Here is a 17,768-nt window from a genome sequence, read left to right on the forward strand (position 1 = left end):
AAAGAAAGTTTATATGTGATTTGCGTTATAATATGTGCAATTTAGAGGTAAGAAAATCAAGCGTATGGCACATCTTACCTTACTTATACACTGCAAAGATCAAAAGGGAATTATCGCCTCGGTGACCAATTTCATTTTAGAAAACGAAGGAAACACCACCTATATAGATCAGCACGTAGATGCGGTGGCAAATGTATTTTTTATGCGCCTTGAGTGTGTATTTACAAATACTTCCTTTAACACTGCACAGTTTAAAACGGCTTTTAAAGAAAAGCTTGCAACTCCCTTTGAGATGCAATGGCAACTTTATCCCGCTACGCAAAAACTCAAAATGGCCATTTTTGTGTCAAAATATGATCACTGCCTTTATGATATACTAGGCCGCTACAACGCTGGCGAGCTTAACGTAGACATTCCTTTTATCATAAGTAACCATAGTGATCTCGCACATATTGCGGCTAATTTTGACATCCCGTTTTATCACATCCCAGTGACAAAAGACACCAAAGCTGCTGCAGAGCAAGAACAGCTTAAACTACTCAAAGCACATCAAGTAGACTTTATTGTACTAGCTCGCTATATGCAAATCGTAACGCCTACGGTAATAAATGAATTTCCACATCGCATTATAAACATACACCACTCTTTCTTACCTGCCTTTGTAGGTGCAAAACCTTATCACGCGGCCTTTGCTCGCGGTGTAAAAATTATAGGCACCACCAGTCACTACGTCACAGAAGAACTAGACGCAGGTCCCATCATCGAGCAAGACACCATACGTGTAACCCACAGCCACACCATTCCAGACCTCATTGCAAAAGGTAGGGACCTAGAGAAAATCGTACTCTCAAGAGCGATAAAATTACACGCACAGCATAAATGCTTTGTGTATGGCAATAAGACGATAATTTTTACATAAAAGAAATGAATAAGCAGGGTTACGCTTTCGCGAAAGCGTAATTATCAATTATATTTACCACAATACTTAAATGACATTATTATGAAAAAGATCATCGCTGCACTCGTTTTATTTTCACTCGTTTCTTGTGCCGAATTACAAGGCGTTATAGATAGTTTACCTACAGAAACTGGAACTTCTGGAATAAGCAACCAGATGATAGGTAGTGGTCTCAAGCAAGCGTTAGACTTTGGAATTGATAAACAGGTAACAAAGCTTACCTCTACAGATGGTTTTTATAAAAATGAATTGGTAAAAATCTTATTACCAGAGGAGTTACAAAAAGTTGATAAAACACTAAGAGCAATAGGCTTAGGAAGTCTTGCAGATGAAGGTATAAAAGCCCTAAACCGCGCTGCCGAAGATGCGGTAAGTGAGGCTACACCTATCTTTGTAGACGCGGTGAAGCAAATTACCTTTAACGATGTACGCACCATTTTACTGGGAACAGATAATGCGGCAACTCAATATCTAGAAGGAAAAACAAACACGGCATTGTATAATAAATTCAACCCTGTAATTAAAAATAGCTTTGCAAAAGTAGGCGCAGATCAAATCTGGACTAACCTCATCACAAAGTATAATGACTTACCTCTTACAAATAATGTAAATCCAGACCTTACAGATTATGTAACGCAACAAGCGCTACAAGGTGTCTACACAATGATCGCTGTTGAGGAAAAAGAAATAAGAACAAAAACACAAAGTAGAACTACAGATTTACTTAAGCGTGTGTTTGCATTACAAGATTAACAAGATTAATCTTACATTAATTGCTTGATTTTTATATAGTTATAACATTTTGGTTGAAATATTTTTTTTACATTTAATGTATAAAAGGAATCCCCAAAAACTAATTAATCAAGTATGAATACTGTTGCCTCAAAACATAAGCGTCTCAAATCTTTTATGCAACGCAAACATCAAAAACTTGTAGAAGAGTCTTATAACCTTATGTATACAGATCACGCTAAGAGCGATGTGCTTACCTATGAAGCTCTACAGCTTGATAAAAAGATGAAGTTCTTAAAGTTTTAAATCTCTACACAGGCTGGCAAAATATGGAAAGGCTTTTATGAGCCTACTGCCGTACCAAGAGAAAAACTCGCCATCTACAAGTATTACCTGTGCTGTTGTATTTTTTTGAAAATCCTCTATGTGCTTTTCTGAGAAAGGAAATGGCTCCGAAGACAAGAATACATAATCTAAGTCTTTGAGATCTTCTTCGGTAACTGTAGGATACCTTCCTTCGTTATTTTTAAACGCATTTATAAAACCTAGCTCCACGATAAGGTGATGTATAAAGGTATCATCACCTACAACCATAAGTGGCTCTTTCCATATAAAATAGCCAACTTTACGGGTGTTAATGGGTTTTGTTATGCTTTCGCGAAAGCGTTCTTGTTCTTCTTTAATGCGAGTTGTGATTGTTGTAGCACGTTGAGTCACATTAAAAATAGTACCAAATTGTATGATAAGATTGTGAGCATCTTGAAGCGTCTTAACATCAGATAGGTGTACGGTTGCAATATCTTGCAGTATACGAACCATCTCCTCTGTATTTTCTTCTTTATTACAGAGTATGATATCAGGTTGTAGTGCCTTAACCTTATCAAAATGTACTTGCTTTGTACCTCCCACAACGCTTACTTCATTGCGTAAAGTCACTGGGTGAACACAAAATTTTGTAATACCTACAAGTGAAGATTGTAAACCTAGATCTACCAACAGCTCTGTCTGGCTAGGCACTAATGAGACTATGCGCACAGGCGTATGATCAAAAGTAAGGGATCGCCCCATCTGATCTACTATGTGCATCTCTAGCTGTTTTGAACTAAAATCTCTTGCATTTCTGACTGCATTTGCTGGGCAACATTACGTGCTGCAATGGCAAAATCTTCTCCTTGAGAATTATAGATAATACCTCTTGAAGAATTAACTAGAAGACCAATATCTTCTGTCATACCATATTTACATACTTCACGTAAGCTACCTCCTTGTGCTCCTACACCCGGTACAAGTAAAAACGCTTCTGGTATGATGGCTCTTATATCTGTAAGATACTCTGCCTTTGTCGCACCTACTACATACATAAGCTGGTCACTATTTTCATAGCTCTTAGAAGTCTCAAGTACGTGTTTATATAGCTCTTGCCCATTAATAGTCTGGGTCTGAAAGTCAAAAGCACCTTGGTTAGACGTAAGGGCTAGCATTATGGTATGCTTATCTTTAAAAGCGAGAAAAGGCTCTACAGAGTCTTTACCCATATATGGCGCTACGGTAACTGAGTCAAAATTGAGATCTTCAAAAAAGGCTTTTGCATATCGTGTAGACGTATTACCTATATCGCCACGTTTTGCATCTGCTATGGTAAATTGCTCTGGGTATGTTTCATTAATATAATTAATGGTTTTCTCCAGCGCCTTCCAGCCCTTAAGACCATAAGCCTCATAAAATGCCGTGTTAGGTTTATAACCTACACAAAGGTCTTGAGTCGCATCTATAATGGCTTTATTAAAAGCAAAGATGGGATCTTCTTCTTTTAATAAGTGCTTAGGTATTTTATCAAGATCTGTATCTAGACCTACAATAAGAAAAGATTGTTTCTTTTTAATCTGCGAGATAAGATCTTCTGTCTTCATTGTGTGCTTATAATTCTCCTTCGGTGAACTTGAGTTTTTCTGTATTTTCTACAAGTCTTAACTCTTCTAGTATTTTTTGAATATCTCCATTTATAATGTTTTGGAGATCGTATAAAGTAAGTCCTATACGGTGGTCTGTCACACGTCCTTGTGGATAGTTGTAGGTACGTATTTTTGCACTACGGTCACCACTACTTACTTGAGAGTTACGCTTTGCAGCATCTTCTTCTTGCTTTTTTGCAAGTTCAAGATCATATAGACGTGAGCGTAGTACCTTAAAGGCTTTCTCTTTGTTTTTGTGTTGTGATTTTTGATCTTGACACTGTGCTACAAGTCCTGTAGGGATGTGTGTTAATCGTACTGCAGAGTAGGTTGTATTTACAGACTGCCCTCCTGGCCCTGATGAACAGAAAAAGTCTACACGTACATCTTTAGGCTCTATTTGTACATCAAACTCTTCGGCTTCTGGAAGTACCATTACGGTAGCAGCACTGGTGTGTACACGACCTTGAGTTTCTGTCTGAGGTACACGTTGTACACGGTGCACTCCAGCCTCAAACTTCATTGTACCGTACACATCTTGACCTGTAATCTCAAACTGGATTTCTTTAAATCCTCCAGAGGTACCCTCTGAGTAATCTACCGTACTGTGTTTCCACCCAGGCACACTATCTACATACTTAGTGTACATTCTGTAAAGATCTCCTGCAAAGATACTTGCCTCGTCACCACCGGTTCCCGCACGTATTTCTACTACGACGTTTTTGGCATCTTCTGGATCTTTTGGGATAAGCATCATTCTGATTTTTTCCTCAAGTTCAGGAATACCAGATTTTGCTTCTTCATATTGCATTTTTGCCATTTCAACCATCTCGGCATCGCTACCGTCTGCTATGATTTCTTCGGCTTCTTTAAAATTATCTGTAAGCTCAATATATTCTTCACGCACATCCATTAGTGCCTTTAAGTCACTATACTCCTTGTTAAGAGAGACATAACGTTTTTGATCTGATATAATATCTGGCTGTATGATAAGGTCACTTACCTCATCAAAACGCTGCTTTACTATCTGTAATTTTTCTAACATCTACTTTCTATAATAAGTAGCGAATTTACGATAATTTAAGCGAGGAATGAAAGAGAAATACGGTTGTATGCTTTCGCGAAAGCGAGAAAACAAGACTTCTATATAATTAAGAATAGTTTGTTAATTCCCCCTGTTCTTCTTCTTGTGATGAATTATCTAGTACTGTGTACAAGAAAAAAGTTAAACCAAACACAAAAAAGATATGATATAAGTAATAGAAGTGATTGATACCAAAATAGTAAGCTAGAAGTGATGACACATCTGAAAAAATAAAACAGAAGACAAAAAACATAAATGCAAGCGACCTATTATTATTAGCCACTCTATTATACAAAATCGCCGTAGCTCCTAAAAATGTAATAATAATCCCGAATAGAAAAACAAATCCCGACTGAAAACTGCCTTGGTAACTCTCCTTTACTTGAGATATTAATTCATTAAGTATAAAAACGTTAAGCGCCATAAAGATAAAAGTGTACAATATGGCTGCCTTATCTTTTATGAAAGTACTAAATAGGTCCAAACGTTTTATGCATATAAGGCCATATGAGACGCAGCCCAATAAAATGTATGCTATTTGCCCAGAGCTTTTATTAAAATAAAAAACAGAAATCTCTCTCAAAACTAGCATAATGAGTATCCCAATAATGAGATATCTTATACGGCTTGCTCTTAGAATGTAATAGATAAGATAAACAACTACAGTAAACAGTGGCGTGAACCTAAAAAAATTATAGTCAGCCCTTAAGTATATAGAAAGTACATTGAGTACAATCAAGATTACGGTAACTAATGGTAAATATTTACATACCTTCCCTAGCGAAAATCTCATTACTTCGTTGTTAGTTGAGGATTCTTAAAATTCTTATTACTTTTTTACAAGTAAAAGAATCTAAGGTAAGTATTTTTTTGTAAGAATTCTAGTAAAAAAAATAATTAATAGTAACGTAATTTACTTACAAACAATTGATTACCTATTTCTAGTAAGTAAAATCACCGTTAGCACTACTTATACTTAGTTTTTTACCAGAAGGTGAATCTTCTACCCTACCTACTATTTGTGCATCTACATTATAAGATTTTGATATCGCAATAAGATCATCTGCCACCTCTTGAGGGCAATAAATCTCCATACGGTGCCCCATATTAAAGACTTGATACATTTCTTTCCAGTCTGTGCCACTCTCCTCTTGAATTAATTTAAACAAAGGTGGTGTCTCAAAAAGGTTATCTTTTATAATGTGTAGATTTTCTACAAAGTGTAAAATTTTAGTTTGTGCTCCTCCACTACAGTGTACCATACCGTGTATACTGTCTGACTTATATTTAGATAATATATCTTTTATAATAGGTGCATAGGTTCTAGTAGGTGATAATACGAGTTTACCAGCATCTATAGGACTATCTGTAACTGCGTCTGTAAGTTTTTTTGAACCACTGTACACTAGATCTTCAGGTACTGCTGCGTCAAAGCTTTCTGGATATTTTTGAGCTAGGTAGTTATCAAAAACGTCGTGACGAGCAGAGGTAAGACCATTACTTCCCATCCCACCGTTATAAGAGGTCTCATAACTAGCTTGACCAAAAGATGCTAGACCTACAATTACATCACCAGGAGTGATATTTGCATTATCTATCACATCACTACGCTTCATTCTTGCCGTTACTGTAGAGTCTACAATAATCGTGCGCACAAGATCACCCACATCTGCGGTTTCTCCACCGGTACTGTGTATGGTTACTCCGTATGACTTAAGCTCTTCTAGTAACTCTTCAGATCCATTAATAATAGCCGAAATTACTTCGCCCGGTATGAGGTTCTTATTACGCCCTATGGTAGAAGATAACATTATATGATCTGTAGCACCTACACATAGTAGGTCGTCTATATTCATAATGAGCGCATCTTGAGCGATACCCTTCCATACAGAGATGTCTCCCGTTTCTTTCCAATACATATATGCCAGAGCAGATTTTGTCCCTGCGCCATCTGCGTGCATTACAAGACAATAATCATCATCTCCTGTAAGTGCATCTGGTACGATTTTACAAAATGCTTTGGGAAACAAGCCCTTGTCTACATTTTTAATCGCGTTGTGTACATCTTCTTTACCAGCAGATACTCCGCGTTGTGCATATCGTTTAGAAATTTCTTGGCTCATTAGGTAGATTTTATGGCGCAAAAATAGGGATTAATTAATGAGAGGTAAAATAGACTAGCCTGCAGTTATAAACTATTTGTAAAATGTGGCGGGTTGTTGTTATTACGCTTTCGCGAAAGCGTAAAATAGACGCTAAAAATCAGTTTTTTCTTACATCAATATTTTACCAAACTCTCTTCATTCCAGTAATTTATGCCTTAGTCTATTTGAGTTTTTTCTTTGCTTATTTATGTCTACTTTCAAGGTTCATTAACCATTCTATTTATTAAATCTTATACACCTTGAACAACTTTCTTTTTAATAAAAGTTACTACATATTACATATCGCCCTCCTTTTAAGCTCACTCTCTGCGATGAGCCAAGATGATGGACTCAAACGACAAGATGTTTTGGGTCACGGCTTCGATGTGCGCTATGTAGATGCCCTAGACTGGGGCACATCTTCAAAGGGCAAACTGCTTTTTAAGGGTGGCTCCTCTACAAGTAAGATTTCCTCATCACCTGCTGTATCTTATCATTTTGTCACCACCCCTTATGAGTATGAGAAGGAACTCTTACGCACAGACTCTCTAGACAGCCCTTTTCAGTCTATTAATAGTCACGCATATTATGAGGCCTTTGAGGCAGACGGCAGCGACAAGCTACTCTTTGTATATACTCAAAAGAGAAAACCTATAGAACGTAAATCTCTACGCACAAGCTCTACAAAAACATTAGATAGTGCGATGGTGGCAGATTTTTCAAGACTGGGGCGTGATATTACACCAGAAGGTTTTATACACAGATACGGGACTCATTATGCAGACCAAGTTGTATACGGTGGTATATTTTTAAAAAGAAACCTCATTAAAAACACAGATTATATTTACTCACCATACGAGAAAGATGAGTTTCAACAACAGGTTGTAAAAGATATTATTGCAACTCATACAGGAGCTAGTGATCCAGATCTTTATATAAATGCTGGGCAAAGCAACACCTATACCATAGGAGGAACAAAAGATGCGCAGTGGTTTACAGACTGGGAAGGTAACGTATCTCAAAATAGTAAGCCCATAGAGGTCACATTGCAAACGTTTTCAGAACTCTTTAGAACGGTATCTATGCCAGAGGTTGAAGACAAGGCAAAAAAAGTAAGAATGCTAGATAGTGTTATAGAAGTCGCAACTGCCTATGCTCAAAAGGCCGTACAGCGACCAGTAACAAGTAAATATTATAAAAAGTACTCCCTACGCTTTAAGCAAGATCTCACTAAGATTATTAAAAAAAATATGGGAGGTGAGGATGCAACGAGCACAGACTACACGGGAGATATATTTTTTGGTGGCTTTTCAAAAGACGATGCTATACTTGATATAAAACCGCTTATTGAGTTGGGTGGACTCCGTCTTGAAACCCTTATTACAGACGAAGAAGTATTTCTAGATAGAAACGTTATAATCACCATAAAAGCCGAAGACCTTAAAAGAGGCTACCTAAGTGTATGGGATGATGCAAAAAAACTAGTAAAAGGAGGCGGCAGGACGCGCTTGCGAGTTTCTGGTACAGAAGACGCAAAGACCTATTACAAAGACATATTAAAGCAAAAAGTAGAAAAAACCATCGAGCTAGAAACGATTGATAAGGACATCTATGATATCACCTACACTGCAGAGATTATTAAAGACGAGGGCCTTATTGAGAACATCACAACTACTTATAATTATGTACTAGATACAGAGCTTGTTGCTGCTGCTGCGACCGGTAATATCCCGTTATTAAAAGACTTATTTAAAAAAAATGGAAACGTAGGTGCAAATGGATTACTACAAGCCATCATTACTAATAAACAAGATAACGATGTTCTTAACTTTGTACTAGATAATGGCGTGATACCTAATACCGAAGATCTGGATGTAGCTTTTGAACCTAAAAATTTTGAGAGAGAAAAAGCACTCATTCTTTTAGAACGAGGAGCAAAGCCTAAAAATAATATGATTTATAAAGCGGTGGCTTATAAAGAGGCAGATGTAATTTATGCACTCTTTAGAGAAGGAGCCATACCTAGAAATAATGATTTAGCTTATGCGCTTGAGCTCTACCACTACCCTACTGTAAAAGCGTTAATGAGTGAAGAGTTTGAAGAATTTGTAGCTGGTAAAAACGAACTACTTCTCGCTGCCGAAAATAATGACGAAGATCTTGCTCAAAAATTTGTTAAGCTAGGCTCTACCGCAGATGCCTACATTCTAGACAGAGCAACCCAGCACGATAATATGGCTCTACGTAATGTTATTGTACCTGTTACCGAAGCAAGCGGAGAAACACTTGAGGTCGTAGCAAAACTAAATGATACAGATCTCTTTAATTATTTTGTTAAGAAAGAGGCAAAACTTGATTCTAATCTTGCAGCAGAGGTCGCGGTAGATAACAGTAACACCGCCATACTTGATATGGCACTTAAGAGTGGAGCTCAAGCCACAGAGATACTCACCTATGCCATTGAGAAAGATAACAAACCAGCAATAGAAGTATCATTAAAAAACAAAGCCGTTGCAGATGAGGTTTTCTCATATGCCGCAAAGTCTCAAGACACACAACTCTTTAATGATGCCCTTAATACGTACAACGGCACTCCTGCTGTAGCGCTAGAGGCTGCCGTACAAGAAGACCGTGTGATGCTGGCGCAATCTGTGATAAGTACAAAAAGTGCCTCTATAGATGCCACTCAAACATTAGACCTTGCCGTCTCAAAGGAAAATCTTGAGATGGTTGAGCTACTTGTGCAAAACGACGCAGACCCATCTCAAGGTATTAAAACGGCCGTATCTAGAGAAAATGAATCTATTACCGCTTTCCTGGTGACCAAGGGAGCAGCTACGGCAGACCCGGCGCTATTACAAGAAGCTGTAAAAAAAGAAAATCTCGCCATATCAAAAATCCTTATAGAACAAGGACAGGCTAATGTAAGCGAGGCTATTGTAGATGCTACAGAAACCGGTAATAAGGAAATTACTGGCTATTTACTAGAGAAAGGTGCAGTTACAGAAGAGGCTCTTAACGCTGCTATGGAAACTAAGGACGAAGATATTATTCTTCTCATCTTAGCAAAAACAGAACATATCGACCCGTCGTTTATCTCTACTGCTGCCAGAAAAGGAAATCTCAAAGTTGTACAAGAACTTATAGAACGAGGTTTAAGTACAAGTATCGCTCTAGAAGACGCGATGCGTTACAAACAACTAGATGTTGCAAAATTACTCATAGAGAATGGTGCAAAACCTACACAGTACGACCTAGAGCTCTCTCTTAAATTTAACTTTATAGAAGGAACAAAACTTGTACTCGAGCAAGGTGTAACACCTACGGAAGCATTTGAAAATGGTTATTACCCCCTACATCTAGTTACAGAGACGTATGAAACTACAGATAGTGATTTGATAAAACTTCTAATATCTTATGGAGCAGATGTAAACGCACAAAACAAAAGAGATGAGACTCCATTACACCTAGCTGCTAGTGGCAACGAGAATGCACTTCCCACTGTAACAGCTTTACTTGAGGCAGATGCAAATGCACTACTCACAAATAAGAACAATCTTACTGCTTTGGATTACACCACTAACAAGGCGCTAAAAAACATCATTAAAAAAGCACAAAAAGAAGCACGCAAAAAATCCTAAGGTGAAATTACATTTCTAAAGTTTATAGGTACGCTTTCGCGAAAGCGTAATTATATATAGTTATTCCGAATCGCACTTGACCTTTGATAGATCTATGAAAAAAAACGTAAGTTTATCGCTCAGTCAAATCTTGAAAATGCAACTCTTATTTTAATTTTTGATTTGTATTAACACCTATGAAAAAATTAGATTACGATATCATACCATTAATAATCTCCGTTGTACTGATTTTGGTATCATTGTTTGTAGTATTCACTTCAAAATATGTCTTTGATATAAAACATTATCTTGGACTTACTAGTGTTATAATTTCGGCTTATTTCTATTATAAGAATAGAATGACTTACTATTTAGTTTTTGGAATGTCACTATTGGTTGGGATTTTTGGATTAGTTGGTTTTTACTACTCAACTTTTAAAGTTGGTTTTGGAAGTTTTGGTATTAATCCAATTATGATGGGGCTGTTAGTTTTACATATCTCTTTAATATTTCAGATGGTAGATAAATTGGACTCAAACAAATAGTTTCATAAAAAAAGCAATAATTTAAATATGTGATTTAGTGTATGTACGCTTTCGCGAAAGCGTAATTATATTGATAATATAAAACACCGCAAGATTTGGATAGTGAAAACACCATAAGAGAGCTAAACAATCAAAAAGAAACTCTTTGATTTTACTTGAACAAAAAAAGCTCCTTTATATAACTATAAAGGAGCTTTTAGTATAAGTATATATATAGCCTATTGCCAGTCTGGCATAGCGCCATCTTCTACTAGTGTAGTCCTAGAATCATCACCTAGTTGAGAAGACACTATGTCTCTTACAGAGACCTCATCATTAGGTGTATTTGTAAAAATAATAGATGCATTAGTAGGTGAAAAACGTGGGTCTAAATCATTTGTTCCGGCAGGTTTACTACCAGACTCATCTACTGGAGTATTGCCCGTGCCTAACTCGTAGGTAAATACACGTGTGTCTAGTTGTAGATAGTTAGGGTTTTCAAACTCTGAGACATCTCTAGTAAACACGATGGTGGCACCTGTGATAGAAATGTCAAGACCTCCTAACGCTCCTTGAAAACCTGTTACAGCCGTCTCTATAAGGTTACCATCTAGATCTAGCACAAGAATCTCTGCCGCATAACCAGATACATTATTAGTTTTTATAACGAAAAAGTCGTCAAATCTTGCTCTTTCTACTTCTGTGATAAAACTACCGTCTGGCGTGGTATAAACGAGCTCTAAGCCCCCTCCATCTGTATTTATAGAAAATAATTTATCAAAACTAGGGAAGTATAATTTCTCTCCAGTAGGTTCCCAAGCAAAGTCTACTTCTTCTAGATTAAAACCATTTACAGGTTGTGATGCTGTTACTTGAAAAACGTCACTCCCATCCTCATTCATTGTAAATAGTTGTGTCTCTCCTCCTACGGTACGTAAGAAAGCGATTTTATTTACTTCTGTATTACGTCTAGGTCTAAAACTATTAGACGATTGCGAGGTAAGAGCAAGGGGACCTAATCCAGTTTCAGAACCGTCATCTGTAGAATAGATTACATTATTACCGTTACTCTCTTTACGTACAAATACTAATCTATTATTAGGCTCATCAATGGTATTAAAAGAACTAAACTCACTATTTACATCTGGGTTTATACCATCATTTACTGTTACTTGCCAGAAGTACTTTGTAGAAAAGGCAAGATTATTTACAGATAAAAAAGTATCTGTTACGTTCTGAAAATTAAGAATCTCATTAGTCATATCATTACGTAACTCTACTTGATATACTAGTTCATCAAAAGGATCTGGATCTGTTACTGTCCAAGTAAAGAGTACGTCTTGAGCCACATCTTCTGCCTCATCTGCCGGAGTGACTAATATTGGTATACTAGGTGCTACATTATTTGCTGTTTCTGGTTGTAATTCAAAAATGACATTTGTAGTACTACCCTCTGTAACCGTTGCAGGCTCAAAAGCTGTTATAAAATCGGCCTTTTCGGCCTGTACGGAGTAATCACCTACTAAGACTTCACCTAAATCAAAACTTCCATCTTCTCCTGTAAAAACAGTATTTGATGGTGGGTTTGTAGATATTTTTACATTTGCCTGTGGTGTATTATCACCTTCAAAAACAACAACACCCGTAATATTACCGATACCTGATTCTCCTAATGTGTCTTCACTACAACTTACTAATAAGCTAAGTGTGCAACATAAAAAGAATATATATAAACCTGTTTTCATTTTGATTAATTTAATGGGATTACCTCGTCTTCTACCTCTTCGTTTTTATCTTTTAAAATGCTATACCTCAGCCCGAAACCAAAATTGAAGTAGAAATCATTTCTTCTACCATTTACGGCAAAATCTACATCATCTACAAAAGTCAAATTTTGTTCGGCAAATAACTTGAGTCCTACTCTATCACTTACTTTGTAGAGCACACCTCCGCCATACTGAACCTTAGGAGCGCTTACATCGTTATCACCAAAGAGGTAGCCGCCTCCTGCATAGATAAAAGGTGTGAAGTTATCTGTAGGTAATATTTCATAATTGAGGTTGAGGTTAAGGCTAGTATAGGCTTGCTCAAACTCAGTCCCGGCTTTAAATCTTTGATACCTTCCGTTAAAATGTAAACCAAAAGTAGAGCCTAGCGCTGTCTGGTAACCAAGCTGTACAAACTCACCAAATTTCTTATCTGCAAGGTCTCCATCAAAGAGGTTTGCTCCTAAAGCAAAGTCAAAGTGTGAGTTTGCTACATTAGGTTTATATACTCTATCATATAATCGCGTAGACTCTTCTAGTTCCTTTTCTTTATAATATTGTGCTACTACTTTTTCATTGAGTTCTCTACCCTTACTAGTAGACCATAAATTATCTTCTATACCTTCTATAATAAGACCCCTTACAGATTTTTCTATGGCTTCCTTTATTGCTAGTTGTACAGGCTCATTACGTGTAAAACCAGTCTCCACCTCTAGCAGTCGCTGAAAGTTTACATATTTAAACAAACTAGCATCAAGTGACTGTGACAATATGGTTTTTGAGACATAAATAGTTTTTAAAATCTCACCACTTTGAGTGTTAATGGCACGTAAATAAACAGTAACTCTATCTTGACGGTATTGTGTAGAACCACTTATACCAAAGTATCTTGCGCCTAGTCCTCCAGTTACAATATTTGTATCATAAGAGACGATACCTCCTTCAAGTAAGATACCCGCAAATAAAAGACCTGGTAACCTAGGTTCGTTTGGGTTTGTGGTTTTTCTAGCTTCATCTCTAGTTTGCTTTATAATATTACGCTCTTGTAATAAATTACCTAGGTTCTCTCTCTCTAGAGTTCTAAACCACTTAGAATCCTCAAGTGCTTTTAACAAGATAGCGGTAGATCCTTGTGTTACCGCTGTACTAAATGTACTCGCAGTAGCACTAGCCTTAAATTGACCAGTGAGGTCTCTAAAGTTATATACTCCCACGTCAATTCTTCTTGATGTAGGTGGCAATGCCAGAAGGGAATCTGTAGTTGCAAGCTTTTCTCCAGTTCTAGCTTCTTCAGGTCCTAATGGCTGGTTAAAATAAGTACCGCAACTAGATAGCGTGCTAAGTATTAAAACTAAAAGGCCTATTTGTAAAATATACTTCATAATCACTATTAGTTAGGAACAATGACCTGTGTGGTCTCCCCAGTATTTATATCTAATATATTAATTACAAGCCCCTCTGCAGTTTGAAAAGCTTCAACCTCAAGACTCCCAAATGTAAATGTACCTTCTTGTAACTCTCCATCTTCTCCAAATAAAGACCTTGTAATACTATTACTTATATTATTAAGCAGCGTTCTATTTATATCTTCTGTAAAGCGCTCAAGATCGGTTTGTTGTGCAAATGGATCTACCGCATTAGGATCTGTAAATGAGTTTTGAGCATCTGCAGATGATTGTAGCCAGGCATAGTTAAACGAGCTTCCTCCAAAATTTGGGTTTTTAGGAGTGTACACAAGTTGCTGTGAGAAGCAACCACCTGTGACAAACAATCCTGCGATAAGTATAAAACTTTTCATAAGTAGTCTGGAATTAATATGATGTTAAGAGTTGTTTTGTTTTTGCTAGTTGATTAAAGTGACCTTGTACTTTGCGTATACACTCCTCTGACGCTTTCCTTAAAAACTCGTCTCTAGGTTGTGCATTAAATTGTACGATAGTAGTAGTACCTTCTATTATTTTTAAAACAGTACTCCTACCAAGTCCAAAATCCTCTTTTATTATAATATCTTTAGACCATTTTATATTATTGATATTACATTTCTGAAAGAAATATCTATAAAAATCACGCCCAGCTTTTGTTTTTGTATCTTCTATAATCAAACCTGTAAGCCCTATAGATTCTCCCGTTTGGAGCGCTTGGCTTAGTATATTACTTTGTCCTACTTTAGGTATTTGATCTATAATCTCTGCGACTATAACACGATCTTTACCTATCAAATTATCACCATCATAAATGAGTAGTAAGATAAGTGCATCTTTACTTTTTTCTATAAGCATAGCATAGTCATTGAGTATGACTTTTTGAGAGGGCTCTATTACAGACCTTCCTTCTGCTTCTTCTTTTTTGGGGTTATTTGTTCCGTCTCGTTCTATTATTGAGAACTTGTACCGGATACTTCTATTTAGATCTGTGACATTAGAAGCATTTGCTGTTATTAAGTAAAGTCCATTAGACTCAACTATCTCAATCTTTGCAGCAATTTCTGTATTGTAGAATTTTTGCGCCTGCATCTTGTTTGTCAAGATTATGAGCGCAGTAAGTAGTATGTATGTACTATAGCGTAACATCATTAAAGTATGCTATTATGAAGCTAAGTAATAAAATTAGTTAAACTGACGAACTATAACAGCTTGACCAGATCCGTTACCTGTCTGAGTTACTTTTATAGGCCCAGAAGAACGGCTAGTTCCATACCTTTCTAGTTCTAAATTATTTCCTTTTTGTATCACCTGCATACCAGATCCAGATGCATTGCTTCTAGAAACATCTATTACAGAATTTCCATTTCCTAATTGATACACACTCTCTGAAATGTTATTACCTCTTAAGGCAATTGCAACATCATTACTATTACCATTTTGAGAAACTGTAACAGAAGAGCTAGACGATACTATATTAACGTAAGATGCATTAGCTTGACCTACCTGCTGTATGAGCACACTATTATTAGGCAAATTATTATTTACTCTAGGTAACTGCTCTGTAGCTACTAGATTAACAAGATTAGAACGACTTATAGTTTCTGGTGCAGCCTCATTAGTCTGAGCAGCTAGTGATGCACTAAAAAGAAATGCAAAAATTAATAAACTATAGATTTTCATAATATTTTATATAAAGAAAAGGGTGTGTGAGAATTAATGATCACAACACCCTTTTCAGGTTATTTTTAATCACACTTAAATGTAGTGATTATTTGTGTCTTTAGAACTATAATTCCTTAGAATCCAGCTTGAAGTGTAATAGATCCATTTCCTGCACCTAATTGTGTTGTAGTTGCAGTATGACCGTTACCTAATTGCCCAGTTACCTGACCATTTAAAAGTCCATCTTGATCAACAGTTGAAGTGTTTCCACCTCCTAGTTGTCCAACTGCAGACCCGTTACCGATACCGTTTTGATCTACTATAGATGTGTTAAATGCACCTGCTTGACCTACTAATGATCCGTTAAGTGATCCTACTTGATTTACTACAGACCCATTTGCAGTACCTAACTGTCCTACTATAGAACCGTTACCAAATCCTGTTTGAGTAACTGTAGAACCGTTACCAGTACCAGCTTGAGCTACTAGAGAACCGTTACCAATACCTGCTTGCGCCACTAGTGATCCATTAAGACTTCCTACTTGACTTACTGTTGAGTTGTTAAGAGCTCCTGCCTGTAAAACTGCAGATGCGTTACCGCTACCATCTTGTGATACCGTAGAACTGTTTAAAGCTCCTAGTTGTGCTACAAAAGATCCATTAGAAGTTCCTACTTGATCAACATCAGAATTATTTGCAACTCCTAATTGTAATACTAAAGATCCATTTGTTGTTCCATCCTGCTTTACATCAGAAACGTTTCCTAATCCAGCTTGTGCTACAAAAGAAGCGTTGCCTGTACCATCCTGCTCTACATCAGAATCATTTGCAGTACCTAACTGAGCTGTGATTGCACTGTTACCAGTACCATCTTGATCAATACTACTATCATTAAAAGTTCCTGTTTGTGTAGTAGATGCAACGTTAGAATCACCCTTCTGTGCGTGATCTGTCATATTATCATCTCCTAACTGTACGTTTGTTGAAACATTAAAATCTCCATCTTGATCTTCTAGAGAAGTGTTACGATTACCTGTTTGAGTACTAGTTGCAATGTTTGCATCTCCAGTTTGAGTCTGTGTAGCGTCATTACGGTTTCCATCTTGAGTAATAAATGCAGCATTTGCCTCTCCTCTTTGTGTTTGAGATGCCATATTACGGTTACCATCCTGATCAATATCTGCAAAGTTTCCTGGAGCATTCTCACTCATACTAGACTGATCTTGCATAGCTGTATTACGATTACCAGTAGAGTTTATGAATGCCTGGTTGTTGTCATAACGTTGCTTTTGTGAAGCAGTGTTTCTGTTTCCTAACTGGACTGTAGAAGCAACATTGTCTTCTGCATATCCAACTCCTTGGTCTATCGTAGCACCGTTACGGTTACCTACTTGTAAAACACCAGCTGTATTACGATCACCCTGTGAAGATACATCTGATGCGTTACGGTTTCCTAACTGTACTACAAGAGCACTGTTAGAATCTCCACCAGCCGCGTTGTTTCTACCATCTTGATCTACTACAGAGGTGTTGTTTCCTCCTACTTGTAGAACTCCAGATGTGTTAAGTGTTCCTCTCTGATCTACATCACTGTCATTGTTTTGTGCAAAACCAACAGTGCAAAACGCAAGCGCCGCAGCACTTAATAATAATTTTTTCATAATAAAAAAGGTTTAATTAATAAATATATAAATGGTTAATAAATACAGTTTAAAAATGGTCACACGCGTCAACAGCATCATCTATAATGTGCGCTATACCAATACTTTTATTACGGGGGAGATATATTACGAGGGGGAGGATTGTTTTTGTAATACATTGCTAAATTATGCAAATTGTACCCTTAGTCAACATCGAAACGAAAGTTTTCGATAAAGGGAGAGCTTCCTCTGCCTTTAAAAC

The 17,768-nt window shown here is 36.9% G+C and carries 15 protein-coding genes; 5 read left to right on the plus strand and 10 right to left on the minus strand.

The features are described 5' to 3' along the window. Positions 1-64 precede the first annotated feature (64 nt). The 3 genes from purU (at position 65) to Q0948_RS01215 (ending at position 1,996) form a co-directional block, all read left to right on the plus strand. Positions 65-919 carry a formyltetrahydrofolate deformylase gene (gene purU / locus Q0948_RS01205; RefSeq protein WP_298348325.1) on the plus strand — a complete coding sequence of 285 codons (855 nt, stop codon included), beginning with the start codon at positions 65-67 and terminating at the stop codon, positions 917-919. Between the two features lie 81 nt (positions 920-1,000). Then, the gene (locus Q0948_RS01210; protein WP_298348323.1) at positions 1,001-1,711 is read left to right on the plus strand and encodes a DUF4197 domain-containing protein; all 711 of its coding nucleotides are present in this window, start codon (positions 1,001-1,003) and stop codon (positions 1,709-1,711) included. 114 nt (positions 1,712-1,825) lie between these two features. After that, the gene (locus Q0948_RS01215; protein ID WP_298348321.1) at positions 1,826-1,996 is read left to right on the plus strand and encodes a Lacal_2735 family protein; all 171 of its coding nucleotides are present in this window, start codon (positions 1,826-1,828) and stop codon (positions 1,994-1,996) included. Here the strand turns inward: Q0948_RS01215 and Q0948_RS01220 are convergent. The 4 genes from Q0948_RS01220 to Q0948_RS01235 all read right to left on the minus strand — a co-directional run bounded on the left by Q0948_RS01220 (position 1,985) and on the right by Q0948_RS01235 (position 6,849). Continuing rightward, positions 1,985-2,776: an ABC transporter substrate-binding protein gene (locus tag Q0948_RS01220; RefSeq protein WP_298348319.1), complete on the minus strand. Its 792-nt coding sequence runs from the start codon at positions 2,774-2,776 to the stop codon at positions 1,985-1,987. The genes Q0948_RS01215 and Q0948_RS01220 overlap by 12 nt on opposite strands. 2 nt (positions 2,777-2,778) lie before the next feature. Continuing rightward, positions 2,779-3,600, minus strand: a complete 822-nt coding sequence (gene pyrF, locus Q0948_RS01225) for an orotidine-5'-phosphate decarboxylase (RefSeq protein ID WP_298348317.1) — start codon at positions 3,598-3,600, stop codon at positions 2,779-2,781. A 7-nt stretch (positions 3,601-3,607) separates the two neighbouring features. Beyond that, positions 3,608-4,687, minus strand: coding sequence for a peptide chain release factor 1 (gene prfA / locus Q0948_RS01230; protein WP_021778694.1), 1,080 nt, complete (start codon positions 4,685-4,687; stop codon positions 3,608-3,610). 980 nt (positions 4,688-5,667) lie between these two features. Further along, the gene (locus Q0948_RS01235; protein WP_298348313.1) at positions 5,668-6,849 is read right to left on the minus strand and encodes an AIR synthase related protein; all 1,182 of its coding nucleotides are present in this window, start codon (positions 6,847-6,849) and stop codon (positions 5,668-5,670) included. 281 nt (positions 6,850-7,130) lie between these two features. On the opposite strand from Q0948_RS01235, the gene Q0948_RS01240 reads away from it, so the two are divergent. Further along, positions 7,131-10,511 (plus strand): ankyrin repeat domain-containing protein, encoded by a 3,381-nt coding sequence (locus Q0948_RS01240; RefSeq protein ID WP_298491227.1) that lies wholly within the window; start codon positions 7,131-7,133, stop codon positions 10,509-10,511. A gap of 176 nt (positions 10,512-10,687) precedes the next feature. Then, positions 10,688-11,035: a hypothetical protein gene (locus Q0948_RS01245; RefSeq protein WP_298348309.1), complete on the plus strand. Its 348-nt coding sequence runs from the start codon at positions 10,688-10,690 to the stop codon at positions 11,033-11,035. A 218-nt stretch (positions 11,036-11,253) separates the two neighbouring features. Here the strand turns inward: Q0948_RS01245 and Q0948_RS01250 are convergent, their stop codons facing one another. The 6 genes from Q0948_RS01250 to Q0948_RS01275 all read right to left on the minus strand — a co-directional run bounded on the left by Q0948_RS01250 (position 11,254) and on the right by Q0948_RS01275 (position 17,527). Beyond that, positions 11,254-12,759, minus strand: coding sequence for a carboxypeptidase regulatory-like domain-containing protein (locus Q0948_RS01250; RefSeq protein WP_298348307.1), 1,506 nt, complete (start codon positions 12,757-12,759; stop codon positions 11,254-11,256). A 5-nt stretch (positions 12,760-12,764) separates the two neighbouring features. Then, positions 12,765-14,162, minus strand: a complete 1,398-nt coding sequence (locus Q0948_RS01255; RefSeq protein ID WP_298348305.1) for a CsgG/HfaB family protein — start codon at positions 14,160-14,162, stop codon at positions 12,765-12,767. Positions 14,163-14,170: 8 nt separating this feature from the next. Then, positions 14,171-14,578, minus strand: coding sequence for a curli production assembly/transport component CsgF (locus tag Q0948_RS01260; RefSeq protein WP_021778685.1), 408 nt, complete (start codon positions 14,576-14,578; stop codon positions 14,171-14,173). A 13-nt stretch (positions 14,579-14,591) separates the two neighbouring features. Beyond that, a complete protein-coding gene (locus tag Q0948_RS01265) occupies positions 14,592-15,353 on the minus strand; it encodes a CsgE family curli-type amyloid fiber assembly protein (RefSeq protein ID WP_298348302.1) in 762 nt (253 codons plus the stop codon). A gap of 33 nt (positions 15,354-15,386) precedes the next feature. Beyond that, positions 15,387-15,884: a hypothetical protein gene (locus tag Q0948_RS01270; protein WP_298348300.1), complete on the minus strand. Its 498-nt coding sequence runs from the start codon at positions 15,882-15,884 to the stop codon at positions 15,387-15,389. 116 nt (positions 15,885-16,000) lie between these two features. Then, a complete protein-coding gene (locus tag Q0948_RS01275) occupies positions 16,001-17,527 on the minus strand; it encodes a hypothetical protein (protein WP_298348298.1) in 1,527 nt (508 codons plus the stop codon). Positions 17,528-17,768 lie beyond the last annotated feature (241 nt).

Source organism: uncultured Dokdonia sp. (assembly GCF_947496725.1).
Lineage (GTDB): Bacteria > Bacteroidota > Bacteroidia > Flavobacteriales > Flavobacteriaceae > Dokdonia.

What these genes read in the sequence shown, in the direction of transcription:
- Q0948_RS01220 (WP_298348319.1), bottom strand. Translation starts at nt 2,776, where the DNA reads ATGCACATAGTAGATCAGATGGGGCGATCCCTTACTTTTGATCATACG.
- Q0948_RS01215 (WP_298348321.1), top strand. Translation starts at nt 1,826, where the DNA reads ATGAATACTGTTGCCTCAAAACATAAGCGTCTCAAATCTTTTATGCAA.
- Q0948_RS01260 (WP_021778685.1), bottom strand. Translation starts at nt 14,578, where the DNA reads ATGAAAAGTTTTATACTTATCGCAGGATTGTTTGTCACAGGTGGTTGC.
- Q0948_RS01250 (WP_298348307.1), bottom strand. Translation starts at nt 12,759, where the DNA reads ATGAAAACAGGTTTATATATATTCTTTTTATGTTGCACACTTAGCTTA.
- prfA (WP_021778694.1), bottom strand. Translation starts at nt 4,687, where the DNA reads ATGTTAGAAAAATTACAGATAGTAAAGCAGCGTTTTGATGAGGTAAGT.
- pyrF (WP_298348317.1), bottom strand. Translation starts at nt 3,600, where the DNA reads ATGAAGACAGAAGATCTTATCTCGCAGATTAAAAAGAAACAATCTTTT.
- Q0948_RS01210 (WP_298348323.1), top strand. Translation starts at nt 1,001, where the DNA reads ATGAAAAAGATCATCGCTGCACTCGTTTTATTTTCACTCGTTTCTTGT.
- Q0948_RS01235 (WP_298348313.1), bottom strand. Translation starts at nt 6,849, where the DNA reads ATGAGCCAAGAAATTTCTAAACGATATGCACAACGCGGAGTATCTGCT.
- purU (WP_298348325.1), top strand. Translation starts at nt 65, where the DNA reads ATGGCACATCTTACCTTACTTATACACTGCAAAGATCAAAAGGGAATT.
- Q0948_RS01245 (WP_298348309.1), top strand. Translation starts at nt 10,688, where the DNA reads ATGAAAAAATTAGATTACGATATCATACCATTAATAATCTCCGTTGTA.
- Q0948_RS01255 (WP_298348305.1), bottom strand. Translation starts at nt 14,162, where the DNA reads ATGAAGTATATTTTACAAATAGGCCTTTTAGTTTTAATACTTAGCACG.
- Q0948_RS01270 (WP_298348300.1), bottom strand. Translation starts at nt 15,884, where the DNA reads ATGAAAATCTATAGTTTATTAATTTTTGCATTTCTTTTTAGTGCATCA.
- Q0948_RS01275 (WP_298348298.1), bottom strand. Translation starts at nt 17,527, where the DNA reads ATGAAAAAATTATTATTAAGTGCTGCGGCGCTTGCGTTTTGCACTGTT.
- Q0948_RS01265 (WP_298348302.1), bottom strand. Translation starts at nt 15,353, where the DNA reads ATGATGTTACGCTATAGTACATACATACTACTTACTGCGCTCATAATC.